We start from the raw sequence: 17,452 nt of genomic DNA on the forward strand, positions 1-17,452 counted from the left end.
TGTAACAGCCTCCTTCGCAATTGCCGGTACAATCGCGGCGCCACCAAATAATCCAGCTTGAATTGGGAACGATTGTAAATTTCCTGTACAAATTGATGCAATGTGCAATAAAAGCAAATATTAGATGATAAATTTTGACAAATTGAAATCGAAGCGCCTTTTCGTATGCGTGGTGGGCGTTCCGATGATACTCGCGGTCTTGTATTACAGCTTCTTCGCCTTGGATCGCTATGTGAGCACCGCACAGGTGGCCGTTCGCCAGGTGGGTAATAACGAGGCTCCGCAGATACCGGGCTTGGCTGTCATGTTAAGCGGGCTTAATCCAACGTCGCGCGAAGAGACCCTTTATCTTCGGGAGTTTCTAACGTCGCAGGATATGCTCAATGTGCTGCAACAGAAGGCCAATTGGTCTGAGCATTATGCGAATCGCTGGCGAGATCCTCTTTACTGGTTATCGAGTGATGCTCAACGGGAAGATCTACTTGATTACTACCGGCGCCTAGTGACCGCGCATTTCGATGAACAAACCGGACTTCTCAATGTGAGTGTTGAGGCATTTGACGCGGAATTTGCAGAGAAAGTTCTGAAAATCATGCTCGGTGAGAGCGAGCGCTTTGTAAACGAGCTGTCGCACCGCATGGCTCGTGAACAGATGGCGTTCGCGCAAAGCGAACTGGCGAAGGCTCGTGCAGCCTACGAAGAGCGGCGCGAAGATATGCTCGTTTTTCAGAGCAACAACAGCTTGTTGGATGCAGAAGCTACGGCCAAAGCGCGGGCGAACATCATTGCGGAGCTTGAAGCCAATCTGACAAAAGAGCGAACGACCCTGAAAGGGCTGCTTGCGACGCTTAGTGCGAATACTCCTCAAATCCGTCAACAACGAAACCGGATTCAGGCGCTCGAGCAGCAGCTTGCTGCAGAAATTCAGCGGCTAGTTTCGCAGAAGGACGGAGACAAACTCAATGTCGTGGCCTCTCGCTACCGGAATTTGACTATCGATGCAGCGATCGCAGAAGAAGCGTACAAGTTTGCTGTCAGCTCGGTCGAGTCTGCCCGCATTGAGGCCAGCAAGAAGCTGCGCAGTCTTGTTACTGTGGTGTCTCCTAATGCGCCCGATAAGGCGATATATCCGGACCGTGCCTACAACCTGATCACCATATTTATTGCACTGTTGCTGCTGTACGGCATTGCCAGGTTCGTGATCGCCACAATTGAAGATCACCGCGATTAATAATTGGCAATAGCAAAAATGAAAGTTTATTCTTATCGCCCTGTTATTATAGCCGCTGCCCTCAGTCTGCCATTATTGCTCTCAGGCTGCGGAAGCTTATTGTCTGCTGCAGGGCCATCGCGTCACGCAGTAATGACGAGTGAAGACTCGCAAGCCTACACACTTATCGATATCACCGCACAGACGATTGCTCCATACATGCGATTGCCCGAGCCGGACATAGAAGCCGCAGTAGCTTTGCCTGCGGTTCCCGACGTCCGTTTGGTGGCGGGTGACGTACTGCGCGTAATGATCTCCGATAGCGCTTCGGAAGGCGCTATTTTTGCACCGCTGGCTACCGGCGGCACGGTTTTCGAAAATGTGCGGCTCGATAGCAAGGGAACCATATCGCTACCGTACGTTGGCCAGGAACGTGTTGCTGGTAAGAGCACCGCTGAAGTTGAGGGCTTGATACGCAGGAAGCTCAAGGGGATCACCAGCGATGTGCAGGTTCAAGTCGCGCTTACGGGCGATCTTTCGGGTTCCGTATTGGTTGCGGGAGCTGTCAAGACTCCGGGTCGGTTTTCCGCGTTGCAGGGGCCGTTAACCCTCTTGGATGCGATCAATCAAGCCGGGGGGCCAGTGTTGGAGCCCCACCTTATCCGCGTTGTTGTTCGCACAGGCAAAAAGTCCTATCAGTTCAATTATCAAGATTTGCTGGCGGGCAAAAACCAAGTCGTTCCGCCTGGTGCGGAAATCGTGCTGGAGCGTGCTCGAAAGCGTTTTGTGGCAATGGGGGCGGTCGGGGATCCTGGTCTGCATGATCTTCCTTCGAATAATCCCAGCTTGCTCGAAGTGCTTGGCACCGTGAAAGGGTTGAGCGAGGCCAAAGCGGATGCTGCGGGTGTGTTCGTGTTTCGTCTGGTCGACGAGAAAGACACCGTCACTGGCCAGGCCACACCCAAAGCGCAAGTATTCCGGCTTAATCTGAAAGAGCCCGCAGCGATGTTCCTTGCTCGCCAATTTTTGGTTCAACCTGAAGACGCAATTTACGTGACTAACGCGGCGGTGTACGAATGGCAAAAGATAATTTCCCCTATCGTGCAAGTGTTGGTATTGGGTCGCACCATTAACGGGTTTTGACATGTTGCGGCGCTCGCCTTGGAAGATATCGCGGACAGTCATTTTTGCGCTGATTCTGCGGGAAATGCGCGGTAGATTTGGAGTAAATCGTCTGGGCGCTTTTTGGTTCGTGTTTGAGCCAATCGCCCATGTACTCGTGCTCATGACAGTGTTTATTGTCATTCGAGGGAAGACTCTACCTGGATTCGATTACGCGGTTTTTCTCGTGACGGGAATCGTCCCATACATCCTTTTTAAGAATATTGCCCTGAAAGGCATGGAAGCGGTAAATGCCAATCGCGCATTATTTTCTTATAGGCAAATTAAGCCCTTTGACGCAATTATTGCGCGCGCCATCGTCGAGTTTTCATTGATGGCATGCGTCTATCTGGCATTAAATTTCGGTCTCGGATTCTGGGGCGGATTTGATGTGGCGATTCACAGTCCGCTGCACTGGATCTTGGCGCTGGGGATAGGGTGCGTTCTATCGTTCGGTTTGGCGCTGGTCTTGTGCGTGATAGCCGATGCATTTCCAGAACTTAAGACATTTCTCCGCATAATGTTTCTGCCATTGTATTTTTTGTCGGGTGTGATCATTCCATTATGGCTATTACCTCGTCAAATTCTTGAGTGGATGATGTGGAATCCCTTCTTGCATATTATTGATGAGCTTCGTGTGGGCACTTTTCTGCACTATCCGAATGTTGTGGGAATAGACCTTATTTATGCCGCCAAGATATCGCTGACTATGCTGTTTGTGGGGATGGTCCTATATCGTACTCGCCGGTTACAGCTCGTTGCAATATAAAGGTGATTCGGGCTGACGTAAATGATCGAGTTGAAAAATTTAACAAAATCGTACCGAACTAATGCGGGTAGACGTTATGTATTCCGAAACCTAAACCTCGTCATTCCTTCGGATAAAAATATCGCATTAATTGGAAAAAACGGAGCGGGAAAGTCGACATTGATGCGGCTGCTGGGCGGGCTTGATATGCCCGACAGTGGCAAAGTGGAAACGACGAAAAGCATTTCCTGGCCGGTCGGATTGTCTGGCGGATTTCAGGGTTCTATGACAGGGCGCCAAAATGTGAAATTTGTATGCCGCGTTCATGGCGCAGAAGGCGAAGTTATGACTCGCTTGGTCAAGTATGTGGAAGATTTCGCTGAGATCGGAAGTTATTTTGACCAGCCGGTAAAAACCTATTCTTCTGGGATGCGCGCGCGTGTTGCATTTGGTCTAAGTCTCGCGATCGATTTCGATTATTACCTGGTCGATGAGGCAATGTCTGTCGGAGATGCTCATTTCCGAGAAAAGGCTATCCAGGCGTTTCGGGATCGTACCGGCCAGGCAAACATAATTCTTGTAACGCATGGCATGAGCCAAGTTCGGAGAATGTGCGACCTAATATTGCTAGTGAAAGATGGTCAGGTATTTCAGTATGAAGATATTGAGGAAGGTATTGCCGCGTATGAAGCGGGTTAGCAATTACGTGATTAATTTCGGAGGCTTTTGGTGAGGTTGTTGACTGTTTTTGGAACAAGGCCTGAAGCCATAAAAATGGCTCCTTTGGTCAAGCTATTAGAGCGAGAGGAGGACTTTGAGAGCAAGGTCTGCGTGACCGCTCAGCATCGTCAAATGCTCGACCAAGTTCTAAGCCTCTTCGATATCTCGCCCGATTTTGATTTAAACGTCATGAAACCGGGCCAGACTCTGACGGAAATTACTTCCAATATACTTGTCTCCCTGACCCCGATATTGGAAGAATACAAGCCTGATTTGGTGCTAGTTCACGGAGATACGTCTACGACTTTGTGTGCGAGTTTGGCTTCCTTTTATAGCAAGATTCCTATCGCCCATGTAGAGGCGGGCTTGCGCACCGGTGACTTACTGTCGCCGTGGCCCGAAGAGGCAAATAGGAAACTCACCGGCGCTTTGGCGAGTCTGCATTTGGCTCCGACTGTTGGTGCCCGGGCCAACCTGCTTGCCGAAGGTATTTCCGAGTCCCGTATTCATGTGACCGGAAACACAGTGATTGACGCGCTGCTTTGGGTCGATCGGGAGATTCAAAGCAATGAAAGCCTACTTGCCGGTATGCGTAATACGTTTTCCTTTCTCAGGAATGACGCGAAATTGGTGTTGATTACCGGCCACCGTCGAGAAAACTTCGGCCAAGGCTTTATTGATATCTGTCATGCCATAGGAGAATTGGCTACCGAATATCCGGATGTCGATTTTGTCTATCCAGTGCACATGAATCCCAATGTTCGTGAGCCGGTCAACAGATTGCTGAATGGCCTATCTAACGTTCATTTGATAGAGCCTCTTGAGTATTTGCCATTCGTTTACTTGATGGGGCGTTCATATTTAATTTTGACCGACTCTGGTGGGATCCAGGAGGAGGCTCCTTCGCTTGCAAAGCCAGTGCTGGTAATGCGAAATACTACTGAACGACCGGAGGGCATTAATGCGGGGACTGTTCGACTAGTGGGGACGGAGAAAGAAAAAATAATTCACCATGTAAAGCTGCTGTTAAACGATAAGGCTGAATATCTCGCGATGAGCGAGGCTCATAACCCTTATGGTGATGGTAAGGCATGTGAAAAAATAATCAATGTTCTGAAGAATTGGAAATAGGTGAGATATGCAGAACTCTAAAGTGGCCACCGTTTCGGTAGTTGGTCTCGGCTATATCGGCCTGCCAGCTGCGGCTATGTTTGCGTCCCGCAAGGTAAAAGTGATTGGCATTGATGTGAACCAGCATGCAATTGATACAATCAACAGCGGTAAGATTCATATCGTCGAACCAGAGCTTGACCTGCTTGTTCATGCGGCGGTCACAGAAGGCTACCTTCGCGCTTCCACTGTTCCGGAACCGGCCGAAGCCTTTGTTATTGCAGTGCCTACTCCGTTCAAAGGCGATTACGAGCCAGATCTTAGCTATATCAAGGCCGCGGTCAGTTCAATCGCGCCAGTATTAGAGCGGGGTAATGTGATCATCTTGGAATCCACTTCCCCAGTCGGAACGACGGAACAGATGATTAAATGGCTGACCGAAGCGCGACCCGATCTCCGATTTCCGATGTCGGCCACCGACAAGCCTGATGTGCACATAGCATATTGTCCGGAGCGCGTTCTTCCTGGGCAGGTGGTGCGAGAGCTGGTGCAAAACGACCGTATCATCGGTGGAATTACTCCGGCTTGCAGCGAGCGTGCCGTGGATGTGTACCGAGTTTTCGTGGCGGGTGAGTTGTTGGTTACCGACGCTCGCACTGCAGAGATGAGCAAACTTACGGAGAATGCGTTTCGCGACGCAAATATAGCCTTCGCAAATGAGCTGTCCTTGATCTGCGATCGGCTAAATATCAACGTATGGGAATTAATCAAGCTGGCGAACCATCATCCTCGCGTGAACATTCTGCAACCGGGACCGGGCGTAGGGGGGCATTGCATCGCGGTTGATCCCTGGTTCATCGTACACAGCGCACCCGATGTCGCCAAGCTGATCCGCCAAGCACGGGAGACCAATAACGCGAAGCCAAGATGGGTGGAAGGGAAGGTTGTTGACGCAATCAGAAGCGTTGCGTCCAGTCAAGGAATCTCGGAAGCCGCAGTAAAAGTCGGATGTTTCGGTCTAGCGTTCAAGGCTAACATCGATGATTTGAGAGAAAGTCCCTCGCTTGATATCGTCCATACGCTTGCTAAGGAGTATAGAGGACAGCTGATTGCTGTGGAACCGAATATTAACGAACTTCCGAGCAGTCTGAAGGATCTGGGGGTGCAATTACAAGATATTCAGACAGCAATCGCAGAATGCCATGTTGTCGTGATGCTGGTGGACCACCAGGAGTTTATGGAGTTGAAGCCTGAATTCAGGAAAGATCAGATTCTCGTCGATGCGAAGGGCGTTTGGCTCAACTAAGAGTTGCTGAGTTTAGAACGAATAGATAGGGGGGGATGTCCCCCCTATTTAATTTTGAAGGAATGCCGGAGATTGTTGTGTTCTTGATCAAGAAAATTAAAAAATATATTCGCGCTTTCTTGCTATCAAGGCGTAGGCGCACGTCGATTGTTCGCCTGAATTCATCGGACCGCAATCTGCGTGAAAGGAAAATTGTCTTCAACTTGGCTAGGAATAATCCAGCTGAAGGTTTTATTGTTGCGGGAAAGATCTTAACTCAGGAGCGTGACATAGCCAAAGCTGCAATACTGGCAGTCAATTTGTTCGATGGCAACAATAAAAAAATACTGCCAGAAAAGAATCTGACTGGGTTCTCTGACTCCGCCAAATATGGGCAATATAAATACCTTCCGGGCAGTGCACTCGGGCAACGGTTTCATCTTTTTGTGCCCGTACCGGCCGAAACAAGGGTGCTGAAGCTTGAAATTCACGCAAGGGGAGATTCGAACGCAACCCTCCTCGCAGGTGCCACGATAGAACGTGTCACAGTGACTTCAGTGGCCGAAGCTGCCGATCTCGTTGCTAGGATCGATAAGTTCGTGGCGACGCGCCTGAATCGCATGGCTTCAGATTTCTCGGTGGATGAAGTGGAGAAGCTCATTCAGAGCTGGTATGGCAAAAACTCTACCATACAAAAGCATTTGCTTTGCTCCAAAGCGTTTAGCCACTACGTTGATTTGAATGCTCCGATTGCCCCAATTGTCGGGTGGTGCGCTTATCGATTGATGGCGGATTTGGAAACGGCAAACAGAGTACGTACGCTACTGGTAGAGCAAGGATGTCTATACCTACTCCGCGACTTTATTGACGAAGTTAATCAGGACGCTCCGTATGGCTGGAAGCATACGTCGCGAAGAGTCGTGGCGGACATCCGCAATTATGAAAACGGCTTCGATATGCCGGTTGTCACTGAGTGCAGCAGCTACGAACGCGCTTCTAAGGTTTTTTATCTGCTACATAACTCCCTGCCATACAATTCCGGCGGTTATGCGACACGCACGCATGGACTTCTCACCGGCATCAAAAACCTGGGTCACTATACTCCCGCAGGTTTTTCTCGGCCCGGATATCCAACCGATCATAAAAAGTATATTAGCCATTCGCTCCCACCGACGATTCCCCCAATCGATATTGTGGAGGGAATAGAGTATTTTCGTGCAAATCAGTCGACACGGAAGAGTAGCTTAACCCTTGAGGAGTACGTCGAGGTGTTCGCCGGGGAGTTGGAGCGGCATGGGCGAGAACAGCGCGTACGGCTTATTCACGCGGCCTCCAACTATCCCAACGGACTTGCTGCGAGTCTTGCTGCTCGCCGTCTGGGGGTGCCATCGGTTTACGAGGTTCGCGGGTTGTGGGAAGTAACACGAATGTCGCGGCAGAAGAACTGGGAGCATTCCGACTATTGCAAATTCATGGCGAAAATGGAGGCAGAGGCTTGCCGCCATGCTGATCACGTTATAACGATTACTGAGGCTCTAAAAGAGGTAATGGTCAGCCGCGGAGTCGATCGGAACAAAATATCAGTCGTTCCCAATTGCGTTCACGTCGACCTATTTACTCCGTCTGAGAAACGAGACTTGGAACTCGCGACGCAGTTAGATATAGCACCTTCGGATGTGGTCATTGGCTATATTGGCTCTGTTGTAAACTATGAAGGTCTGTACGATTTGCTTCGTGCCGGTCGAACGTTGTTGGACGATGGAGTTTCGAATTTCAAGATTTTGATTGTTGGAGACGGAGCCGTATTAGACGGCTTAAAGGGATTGGCCGCTACACTGTGCCTGGAGCGAAATGTAATCTTCACGGGCCGGGTGCCGCATGCCTTAGTAAATCGATACTATTCGTTGGTCGACATCACGCCTTTTCCTCGGGAACCTTTTATGGTTTGCGAAATTGTCTCGCCGCTAAAACCGTTTGAAGCGCTGGCATGCGGAAAGGCCGTGGTGGTATCCAGTTGTGCCGCGCTAACAGAAATCATAGAAGATGGTTCCAACGGGCTGGTCTTTGAGAAGGGTAGATATGAGGATTTGGCGAAAAAATTAAAGCTGCTGATTGACAACCAAGATGTCAGGGAGCGCTTAGGAAAAACTGGTCGTGATTGGGTAAAAAAATACAGGGATTGGAGCCATTCGGCTCAGATAGTGCAATCCATATATAATAAGATTTCTGATAATTGATAGTTGGGGGGCATTTCAGATATGATTCCGCTCGCATCTTTTTTGCATCGAATATTTCCTTATGGCGCTTACGATGATAGCGTCGATCTTATAATAAATAAAAAATTATTCAAACCGCGAAATGACTGCGAGCCATTTTTTCTAGAGTGCCCCATTGACTGGGAAGCTAAGGGCCGCGCGGAAGATCGGAACTGGAGAATGCAACTTCAGGGCTGGACCTATTTTCACGCGATTATGAATATTTTTGACGAGTATGGCGAGAAAGAAAAGCTCGTGCAAATATTTCTCGAATTTTCACGCGATTGGTACTCTGTTTATGGAGGTGACGAGGAGGACATAAAGACGACTAGGATGCCAGAAAGCTATGCTTGGTACGATATGTCGGTTGGGTTTCGGGCTCTCGTTATTGCTTTCTTTTTGGATAGGATCGCGTCGTATCAGTTGGCTGTGGAGGAAAAGGATATGGCTTTTATCCAAGAAATTGGATTAAAGCACCTACGTCACCTGAGCCACGAGAAAGTGTTCAGCCTCAACAATCATGGAATTTTTCAGATGCAGGGGCTGGTCGCGTTGTGCCAGTTCCTTGAAAATGGGGAGCAAAAGAACAAGATCTTGGCCTATGGTATCCGGCAGATGGAGGAATTGGTCAAAAGTCAGTTTGGGGTGAATGGAGTTCATTTGGAACATTCGCCGCATTACCATTTTTATGTGTGTGCTACGTTTGAGGCGGTAACTCAAACAGGCTGGTACAAGGGCAGTGATGTAATTTCAGAGCGTATATCAAAAGCGTTGGAACGCAAGAGATGGTTGGTTGATCCTCTCGCGAGGCCTATCTGCGTCGGCGATTCTATCCTCACTCCACAGCGCTCAGTCAACTTCTTACTGCAACCGGAAGATCGTGAAAATCGGGATACACTGACCAGCGACTTTCATGAAAGCGGCTACGCCGTCGTCCGATCGGCGTGGAACTCCGCTCCCGACGCTGCTTCGATGCTGTTTATGACGGCGGCTTATCATTCCAAATCGCACAAACATCGGGATTGTCTGTCCTTCGATTGGTTTGATCGGGGGGAGCGTATTGTTTGTGATGGCGGGAAATACGGTTATCGCAGCGACAAATATAGAAATTACTTCTTAAGCGCAAGAGCGCATAATTCTGTTGAAATCGAAAACTTCGATATCATAAAGATAAAACCATACGGTTCGGCTATTCGGAATCTCAGAAGGGTCGATGAAAACGTATACTGCATATCGGCATCGCTTGAGTATCCCGCGATCCACCACGCAAGAAAATTGTACTTTTGTCCAGGGCGCTGGGTAGCGGTTTTCGATGAACTGGTTTTTCAGCGTGCCAAAAAGTTTACCCAGTGGTTTCATTTGTCGCCCAGCTTCAAAGTAACGTCGATTTCGGGAAATAAAATTGTTGCCGGTGATAAGACGCGCTCTTTGATCGTGCAGTGCATGGATGAAGGGTTGCAGGTTAGTGCCTATCACGGAGATGAAGATACGCTCAACGGCTTGATTTCCGAGAAAGATTATAAGTTTGAGGCTGCATGGGCGATCGGATTCTCGTCCACCGATAAACAACGTTCGATCATCACAACGCTCGCTCTCGGCGAGGAAGAACACAATGAAGTGCAGGGGTTCGTCGCCAATGGCTTTACATTTAGCTCTGCTTCGAATGGGGTGCGAGGGGCTCCGGCGGGGGAAGTCGCTGTTGCAGAATCGATAGACTCTGATAAGGTTGAATCTGTCTCCGTCAAGACAAATTTTGATGGCAGAATGCTAAAAGGAGTCCCGCATTTTTCGTTTGACGATAATGAAGAGGCTTTTAAGCTCAAACCCGGCGCGGCGACCTATTCCGCCGAGATTGGTGGCCTCAGGTTTTACTTTTATGCAAACGTCGTTGAATCTCGTGATCTAACAATACTACTTCCTGGCGCAATAAACCGGGAAAAAGGTTTGGTCGATTTCCAACGGCATAGCTGGGCAAAGGAGCTTGGCACCAGTGTTATCTCATTCTCGGATCCTACGATTACGGCCGATAACGATATTTCGATCGGATGGTTTCAAGGAAACGAAAATTCTTACGCTGTTAATTTGCTGGCCGAGATAATTGAGTCTATTCTGAGTAATAATGGATTCACATCCTCTCGCATGAAAATATTAGGCTCTTCTGCGGGAGGATTTGTTGCACTAAAACTTGCAGACAGGTTCCTCGACGCTAGAGTCGTGGCCGTAAATCCGCAGATTTTTTTGTTTAATTATGTGCAAAGCCACTACGAAAGGATGATGCAGGCTTGCTATCCGAGCCAGCCGCTGCAAGTGAGCGCGTGTCAGTATCGAGATAGAATTGTCGTCGATTTGCCGTCCCCTTATCGGACCGCTAGGACATATATAATTCAGAATGTTAAGGATGATCGGCATTATGAGCTGCATTTGAAACTGTATTTGAAGCAGCTTAAAGAGGGACAGTTCTATATTACCGACATTGAGCGCGCACGACAAAGCGAAGCCAAGATGCTGAATATTTTGCTATACGAAGACGCGTTACTTGGTCATTCTCCGCCGGACAAGGAAACTACGTTGCGGTATCTGGACATTATTGAGAAACTCTGATCAGTATGTCGGCCTATCGATCGTAGCCAGCGGGTGGCTTGCTGTCGTTTGGCCTCTTATGGAAAGTGGCGAGGCGCTCGTTAATCAGAGGGCCTCGCCGAGCACTTTGTGACGGCTAGATTGGCTTCCGCAGCCACTACTAGCTGCGGGCCCAACATTCTTTATTTTAGTTGATTCAAGCGGTCCAGCGTGCTCTGGAAAAGCCTTGTAATGTAGGCCGAGTCGACTGCAGCCTTTGCCACTGCTTGCTTGGCTGCGCTTTCAGCTTGGACAGTGAGTGCCGCATGATTCAACGCTCCGCCGGCTAACGCTGCCTTAACAATCTCAAGTGCAAGTTCTTGATTGCTGGATACTCGTTGGGTAGATTCTGATGCCATAAGTAAGATTGCTTGGTGAAAGGAATCATTATGTTAGCGCGCCGACAATAGTAGCTCTGTAACCAGATGTCGATTTTAGATGCAAATCTATATGTATAGAATTCGATGCACCGAATGTTTATCTGTCCGGTGCTCATTAGCGCTCGTAGCGATTGATATATCTATACTTGACGATTTTGCTGACATTGACCCCACTCAACTCGTAATCGCTATTGATCGGAACTTGCGCCGCAGAGCAACGTTCGAGAAGTATTGTTTTTTCTCGTTGTTGTTCTTCTATGCTGATCTCCGCAAAGTGCTGGTCTTCCTCAAATGCCCGTAGCCAGAATTTGGAGTGTTCGGGATAATCAAAGTAACGAAAGGGCTCTATAATGCGTACGAGATTGAGAAATGCGTTGCGATACTTCTTATGCCACAATTTCTCTCTCGCATAGCTCGGATCGATCTGACGAGAAAGTTGTATGATCGCGCAGGTATGATTCCGGTGGGCGAATTTATCGACCTGAGGGGGGAATTGTGTCGGAGAGTCGGCGAAACCTGACTCGACGTCAGTTACCAACTCTCGTACATACTGAGAATTTTCAAAATAGTATCCGAGGTTGAAGTCGCATTCCTTTTGATTGGCAAGGCTGGCCATGGCGTAGGTAAAGCATTTTCGACATTTTAGGCACCATTTTCCACCCAGTCTTTCACACATATAAATATTAGAGTAATATTCTGGATAGGCGGCCGAAAGTAACTTGAATGCGGGAGTCGGCCCTAGGCCATAGTTGAAATTTCGTACGGCAAAATTGCGTTTTAACGTCAGACTTGTAGCGTTCGCATAGGCCGAGATGAATTCAGGTCTCACCAAGGCAAAGCGGGCCCTTTGCGACGGATTAGTGCCGAGGTGAAATTCACTGCCATCATAGCCATGTGCAGCTTGTATATATTTTCCTGCTGCTAGAGCAGGCGCCATCAAGCCTGGGTATAGTGCAAAATTTGCTGATTTTCCGACATCACGGTTTTCGATGACGCAATGAAAATTGCTTTCTACGAACTGTACCTCGAATCCCCTATTTTGCAGGAAACTCAAGTGATCTGAAATTATTTCCCTTTTTTTTGAAAGATTGGCGATGTCGCTATCCCATACCAAGCGGAATAAGGTTGTTTTTTCCGCGCCATATAGGTCAGCATGTATGGCGGCAGAGAGTGAAGAGTCCTTTCCTCCGCCATAGAACAGCGCGTGTGTTCTACAATTATTCCCGCCGTGTTGAAAGGATGGGCCGTCAGAGGTGCCTATGTGTACCTTGACCTGGGAAAAATTGAAATAGCGGAGAATCGTTTCGGCAATTCTCTTATCCGTTTTGAAGGGAAAGTCGACGACGAACGGTTGTCGATGTATCGTTGCATAGCAGGGTATGACAACACTGAAAAACATGTACTGCGCAATATCCGCATCCAGTGTGATGGCCTCATCGAACTTGACGTAGAGGCGCGTCTCTTTGAATACCCCTGTTAGATTTTCGGAGTGCTTCCAAGTTAGAGTGACCTGCCCGGGATGTTGCAGTTGGTAGCTGATGAATTTAATTGCATCCATGTTGTAGAGCCAACCGAATTGTATTGATGTTTACTGTTTTTTGCATGGCAGATCTAAATTCCAACTGTGTTTCTTATCAGTTCGAGCCGAACGTCCCATGAGTGCCTCTTTCTAACGACCTCTGCCCCGGCTCTTGCACGTTCTTGGTCTCTGGAAGTGGGGCCATCCTTTAAAAGCCTTTTGATTAGATCTCGGCAGTCTGCAATATCGCTGACGATATGACAATAGTCCGAGAAGTATCTGTCCACGGCTAGGCTGGGATTGGTCACCGCAATCCCACCGCAAGCGAGAATTTCCACGAGACGACGGGAGTACATGGTAGGAGAGTCTTCTACGGTGTTCACGTTCAGCGACACTAGATGTTTCCGGTAGATTTCCCCCGTTTCCGCATATGGAACGGCGGGGTTGACGACTAGCCCCGGGTACGATGGATAGCGATAGTTTGAAGATTGGCGGTTGGAATTACGGTCGTACACGTTAATTGGCATGCCAGATTCCGCGCAGGCAGTAAACATCATCTCCTGCCATAGTCGGCGCCGAGTATGTATATGCCGGCTATAGCTGCCGACGAAATTTGCACGCGGAATTTCGAAGGAAAAACCTTTGAAGTAATGGAATTTGCTTTCAACAGCAAAAGGCAAGGTGTCCACGCTAGCATTGCCACCGGTCGCTTCAATGTAGCGTGGAACGCAGTTTTCATCTACGGTAAAGATATGTTCAAAAAAACGAGCGCTGTCGATAAAGCGATCGAAATGTACAGAATCTTCTTTATTCCAAAAGACCGTTGGTATGCCAAGATCGCGAGCATAGGTGACGACTTTACGCAATGCCCCGTTGTTTCGTTGTGGATGATCGGGGTATGATGCAATTTTATATTTCCAGCGGTCCCGATCACCTTGCCATGCAGATTCTACAAATAGAAAGTCAGGCTTTCCGTACCGTAACGTCAACCGATAGTTTAATGGTGTTACATTAATGACATGCCATCGTTCTCGTAGACAAGAAGTGGTCAAGGCGTCGGCGATTAAGGCAATTTTCATTAATTTGTCGTACGGGGCAGTTGGGCTGATTCCAGTTCGCTGATCGACAGCGTATCAATATTTGATTTGGATTCCTGTACGGAACTGGGCTGTAAAAGTCGTGGCAGGCTATGAAAGATCGCTTTGTCGATGGCGGTTTTTGAATAAAATCCGCCATTAATTTGTGTATGATTAATTACGGTGTCTCGAAAATTATGGAACAACTTCCCATCGGGCGCCTGACCGCCTTCCCAGAATGAATCCAGCGATCCTTGAAATGTAAGGCCAGGTATATCATATAGTGCCCATCCCAAAGCAATGGTAGGACGGCCGTGGATAAGAGACGAGCTTCCCACTGTGCTATTGACAGTAATCACACCTTTTGCCGCGCTTAATAGCGCCGGTAAATTCCCAGTCTCCAGATAGAAGATCCGATCAGCAATTCCGTTGATTCGGGCAACTTGTCTCAAGTATCTGTCATAATTAACAAGACCGGGGTCGAGAGGGTGAATTTTGACCACGAGCCTACTATGTTTAGGAGCTTGTGTAGCGAAGGACTCAAGGACTCTGTCTATCGCATGAGTCATGCTCTGAAATGGGGAGTGATGCACAATTTGTGCATCCGAGTCGAGTTGGAGTGGCAACAAGTAGAACGGTGACTTGTCCGCTTCAGCGATTAGTGTTGCTTCGATACGGCGGGATCTCGGTGCAAGGAATTTGACTCGTATGCCTCGACACAGATATCCAAGGTATTCGGTTGCTGGTGAGTACGGTACGTGGTTTTTTACGCCAGGGTGCAGGATAGGATTCAGGCCGGCCCAGATGTTGTAGCCGACATCGTAGGCCGCACGTAGCCAGAAGGGCGCCGAAAAGGGCTCACCGTTGTCATAGTGTGGGACTGCCTTGGCCTGTATCCTGTACCACTCGGCATCACGCGGTAAGCGCGAGTGCGCATTGACGCCGTCACGTTCTAATGTGATCCAGAAGGGACGAAAATAACCTTCCTCATACACATGTACGCGAATGTCCCGTTGTCGGGCGAGATTAATAGCGGGGCGGTGTACGGGCCGACAATCACCGAATAGGACTATATCAGTGATGGAGTGCTCCTCAAACTCATTCTGATAAAAGTCTTTCAGGCGATCCATGGAGCCACGGTAGGCCACGGCATTTCCCGAACGCCAGTAGAAAGAGTCTCCGACCGAAAAGTTGACTTTGCGGACGTAGTGACCTGCTTCACGGAGGGCACGGCCAAGGCGTCGGAAGAACGGCGACCGGACGCCCTGCAAAAATAGAAAACGCTGAGCTTGGCTCATCGCTTCACCGTAAACCCTGCTCGAGTCCAGAGCACGATTTTATTCCATTGCCGCCGCCATTTCGTCTGGCGGAGAGGTGCATACATGCCTTTGGCCAACAAAAGATCACGAGTCTGAATCAAGTTGCAAAGTGTGGCCTCACAAGTGGTGTAACCATTGAGGCGTGCATCGAAGTAAATCGGATAGTGCAGCAGGGCGCCGGCAACCAGTTCGTCCAGAGTGAGCTTGCGTTCGCGGCGCGGCGGGGGTTGCCGATCTGTGGTAAGGCCCCACCCAGCGTAGAACGGGCTCCCGTATGTAGTCACGGGCTTCCCACGCAGCAAGGCGTCAAAGCCGCTCAGCGAGGTCATCGTATGGAGCTCGTCGCATGCATCGATGCAACTGACGATGGAGGCATGGGTTTCGACTGTGTTGGCGAACTCCAAGGCCTCTTTTTGATGTAGGCGTCCGATGCGGTTGTTGGCCATGACATCGGGGTGAGGCTTGTAGACGATAAAGGCGTCGGGTGCTGCAAGTCGCGCCGCGCGAAGCAGTTGTAGATTGTTGCGCACGTCCTGGCAACCGTGGCGCACCGAGGCGTCGTCCTCGACCTGACCAGGGACCAATAGCGTATAGCGGTCCGGGTTCTTCCACGTCGGCGCGATATTGGGTTCGACATTGTATTTGGTGATGCCGTTGGCCACGATCAATTCACGAACCCGCCGCGCTCGCGCGCGATCCACGTCGGTGAATTCGCGGGTATTCAGCATGGATTCCAGGTCGCTGGCCTGTCGAGGGTCGAAATACAGGCCTTGACTGTCAAGCACGAGTGCACGGGGAGGTATGAAGTCCGATCCCAGTCCGACGGAACGTACAAAACCGTCTTCCATGCGCAGCAATCGTGCTCCGCTGGCGTGGGCCAGGGCTTGCACGGGCGGCGGCGCGTCCGTGCCCCACACCACCAAATGATCGATGGCCGTCGGCTTCAGCGCGGCTGCAGCCGCGGCATCCTTTACGAAATGCGGTGCCTTGCCGTTGAATCGGAGAAACGGTCGAACGTTGTCGGCTTTCCACCGTCGGTAGCCGATTGCGATGGCGCGACCGGAATGCCGACGATGCGTGCGTCGTTGTCTTGCGAGCCATTCGATGGCGTCGAATATCGTGCCTGCCTGGCCGGTCTCGGGATCGAGATAGCGGCTGTAGTGCATGTACGCCGCTGCAAAAAGCTCTTCCACGGTACGACGTTTCGTGCGCCGTTCGCAGTTGAAGGCGTCATGGGTACACCCCCATCCTGCGTACCAGGGAAGCCCATAGCAATGCACTGGAAGTCCGCGCAATAGGGCCTCGAAACCCATGTGCGAGGTGACGGTGTAGACCTTGTCGACTTGCCCGAGCAGGCTGGCGGGTGAAATTGCGTCGCGCAGCATGATGCAGCGTTCATCGGCCGGAAAGTCGGAAAGATATCCGCGCTTGGCGCCGCTGCTGACTTCGGGGTGGGTTTTTATGTAGAGCGTCGCGTCGGGGTTCTCCCGCCTTGCGGCCGCAACCATTTCGGCGAATGTAGAGGCCCGCGCCATTCCGTGCGTCACACTGGCATCACCACGGGTCTGGTCTACGATCAGAACGCGCGAGCAGTTTCGGGGCCCGGGCAGTGAGTCGATATCTGGTGCGTGATTGTATTTGCTCAGACCCTCGGCAAGGATGCGTTCGCGCGCTTGTGCGTAGCCGGCTCCAGGTCCTTCCAGAACGTCGATGTCGGATTCCAGCAGTGTTTCCAAGTCTGAAGGGCGATCCGCCGCGTAGTAGATCCCCTGATGATCAACCACCAGCGACACCGGCGGATAGGCTCTTCCGGGCGCGAAAGAGCGCAAGAAGCCGTCCTCCAGATTGATGAACGGTATGCCGAATTGGCCAGCGAGCTTGCGCGGAAGACGAGTGGAGGGCCGGAATCCCCAACCATACACGGCGCTCATTCTACGTACGCCAAGGATCTGGCCCAGGCTCAGATGCGTCACTCGGCCGCCTACGAAGGTTTCGAGGTGGGGCAGGCGCGAGAGTTGGCGCGAAAAGGTGGCGAACGACATGGCGATAT

At 50.1% G+C, this 17,452-nt stretch carries 12 protein-coding genes; 8 read left to right on the forward strand and 4 right to left on the reverse strand.

Going from position 1 to position 17,452, the window contains the following annotated elements; all coding sequences use genetic code 11:
* The first annotated feature begins 124 nt into the window (after positions 1–124).
* The 8 genes from A6B37_RS04865 to A6B37_RS04900 all read left to right on the forward strand — a co-directional run bounded on the left by A6B37_RS04865 (position 125) and on the right by A6B37_RS04900 (position 11,090).
* Positions 125–1,231 carry an ABC transporter permease gene (locus tag A6B37_RS04865; RefSeq protein ID WP_111825068.1) on the forward strand — a complete coding sequence of 369 codons (1,107 nt, stop codon included), beginning with the start codon at positions 125–127 and terminating at the stop codon, positions 1,229–1,231.
* Positions 1,232–1,363: 132 nt separating this feature from the next.
* On the forward strand, positions 1,364–2,353 hold the full coding sequence (locus tag A6B37_RS04870; RefSeq protein WP_246842365.1) for a polysaccharide biosynthesis/export family protein: 990 nt from the start codon (positions 1,364–1,366) through the stop codon (positions 2,351–2,353).
* 1 nt (position 2,354) lies between these two features.
* On the forward strand, positions 2,355–3,140 hold the full coding sequence (locus tag A6B37_RS04875; protein WP_111825070.1) for an ABC transporter permease: 786 nt from the start codon (positions 2,355–2,357) through the stop codon (positions 3,138–3,140).
* A 21-nt stretch (positions 3,141–3,161) separates the two neighbouring features.
* Complete coding sequence (locus A6B37_RS04880; RefSeq protein ID WP_111825071.1) at positions 3,162–3,818, forward strand: ABC transporter ATP-binding protein; 657 nt, start codon at positions 3,162–3,164, stop codon at positions 3,816–3,818.
* A gap of 27 nt (positions 3,819–3,845) precedes the next feature.
* Positions 3,846–4,970, forward strand: coding sequence for a UDP-N-acetylglucosamine 2-epimerase (non-hydrolyzing) (wecB, locus tag A6B37_RS04885; RefSeq protein ID WP_210405775.1), 1,125 nt, complete (start codon positions 3,846–3,848; stop codon positions 4,968–4,970).
* A 7-nt stretch (positions 4,971–4,977) separates the two neighbouring features.
* A complete protein-coding gene (gene wecC / locus A6B37_RS04890) occupies positions 4,978–6,255 on the forward strand; it encodes a UDP-N-acetyl-D-mannosamine dehydrogenase (protein WP_111825072.1) in 1,278 nt (425 codons plus the stop codon).
* A gap of 77 nt (positions 6,256–6,332) precedes the next feature.
* Positions 6,333–8,471, forward strand: a complete 2,139-nt coding sequence (locus A6B37_RS04895) for a glycosyltransferase (protein ID WP_168202114.1) — start codon at positions 6,333–6,335, stop codon at positions 8,469–8,471.
* A 21-nt stretch (positions 8,472–8,492) separates the two neighbouring features.
* Positions 8,493–11,090 carry a YqiA/YcfP family alpha/beta fold hydrolase gene (locus tag A6B37_RS04900; protein ID WP_111825074.1) on the forward strand — a complete coding sequence of 866 codons (2,598 nt, stop codon included), beginning with the start codon at positions 8,493–8,495 and terminating at the stop codon, positions 11,088–11,090.
* A gap of 513 nt (positions 11,091–11,603) precedes the next feature.
* Here A6B37_RS04900 and A6B37_RS25945 read toward each other — a convergent pair.
* From A6B37_RS25945 to A6B37_RS04915, 4 genes are read right to left on the reverse strand one after another with little or no spacing between them, the layout of a single operon-like run.
* Positions 11,604–13,046: a hypothetical protein gene (locus A6B37_RS25945; protein WP_146747996.1), complete on the reverse strand. Its 1,443-nt coding sequence runs from the start codon at positions 13,044–13,046 to the stop codon at positions 11,604–11,606.
* Positions 13,047–13,099: 53 nt separating this feature from the next.
* Positions 13,100–14,086: a glycosyltransferase gene (locus tag A6B37_RS04905; protein WP_111825075.1), complete on the reverse strand. Its 987-nt coding sequence runs from the start codon at positions 14,084–14,086 to the stop codon at positions 13,100–13,102.
* Positions 14,086–15,381 (reverse strand): capsular biosynthesis protein, encoded by a 1,296-nt coding sequence (locus A6B37_RS04910; RefSeq protein WP_111825076.1) that lies wholly within the window; start codon positions 15,379–15,381, stop codon positions 14,086–14,088. The genes A6B37_RS04905 and A6B37_RS04910 overlap by 1 nt, the downstream gene beginning before the upstream one ends.
* Positions 15,378–17,444 (reverse strand): capsular polysaccharide biosynthesis protein, encoded by a 2,067-nt coding sequence (locus A6B37_RS04915; protein WP_246842366.1) that lies wholly within the window; start codon positions 17,442–17,444, stop codon positions 15,378–15,380. Before A6B37_RS04915 ends, A6B37_RS04910 begins: the two co-directional genes overlap by 4 nt.
* Positions 17,445–17,452: the final 8 nt, after the last annotated feature.

Origin of the sequence: Achromobacter sp. HZ01 (genome assembly GCF_003267925.1) — a bacterium.
Taxonomy (GTDB): domain Bacteria; phylum Pseudomonadota; class Gammaproteobacteria; order Burkholderiales; family Burkholderiaceae_B; genus Achromobacter; species Achromobacter pulmonis_A.

Excerpts from the sequence above, each read along its gene's own strand:
- A6B37_RS04875 (WP_111825070.1), top strand. The coding sequence starts at position 2,355 with ATGTTGCGGCGCTCGCCTTGGAAGATATCGCGGACAGTCATTTTTGCG.
- A6B37_RS04910 (WP_111825076.1), bottom strand. The coding sequence starts at position 15,381 with ATGAGCCAAGCTCAGCGTTTTCTATTTTTGCAGGGCGTCCGGTCGCCG.
- A6B37_RS25945 (WP_146747996.1), bottom strand. The coding sequence starts at position 13,046 with ATGGATGCAATTAAATTCATCAGCTACCAACTGCAACATCCCGGGCAG.
- A6B37_RS04880 (WP_111825071.1), top strand. The coding sequence starts at position 3,162 with ATGATCGAGTTGAAAAATTTAACAAAATCGTACCGAACTAATGCGGGT.
- A6B37_RS04865 (WP_111825068.1), top strand. The coding sequence starts at position 125 with ATGATAAATTTTGACAAATTGAAATCGAAGCGCCTTTTCGTATGCGTG.
- A6B37_RS04870 (WP_246842365.1), top strand. The coding sequence starts at position 1,364 with ATGACGAGTGAAGACTCGCAAGCCTACACACTTATCGATATCACCGCA.
- wecC (WP_111825072.1), top strand. The coding sequence starts at position 4,978 with ATGCAGAACTCTAAAGTGGCCACCGTTTCGGTAGTTGGTCTCGGCTAT.
- A6B37_RS04905 (WP_111825075.1), bottom strand. The coding sequence starts at position 14,086 with ATGAAAATTGCCTTAATCGCCGACGCCTTGACCACTTCTTGTCTACGA.
- A6B37_RS04900 (WP_111825074.1), top strand. The coding sequence starts at position 8,493 with ATGATTCCGCTCGCATCTTTTTTGCATCGAATATTTCCTTATGGCGCT.
- A6B37_RS04915 (WP_246842366.1), bottom strand. The coding sequence starts at position 17,444 with ATGTCGTTCGCCACCTTTTCGCGCCAACTCTCGCGCCTGCCCCACCTC.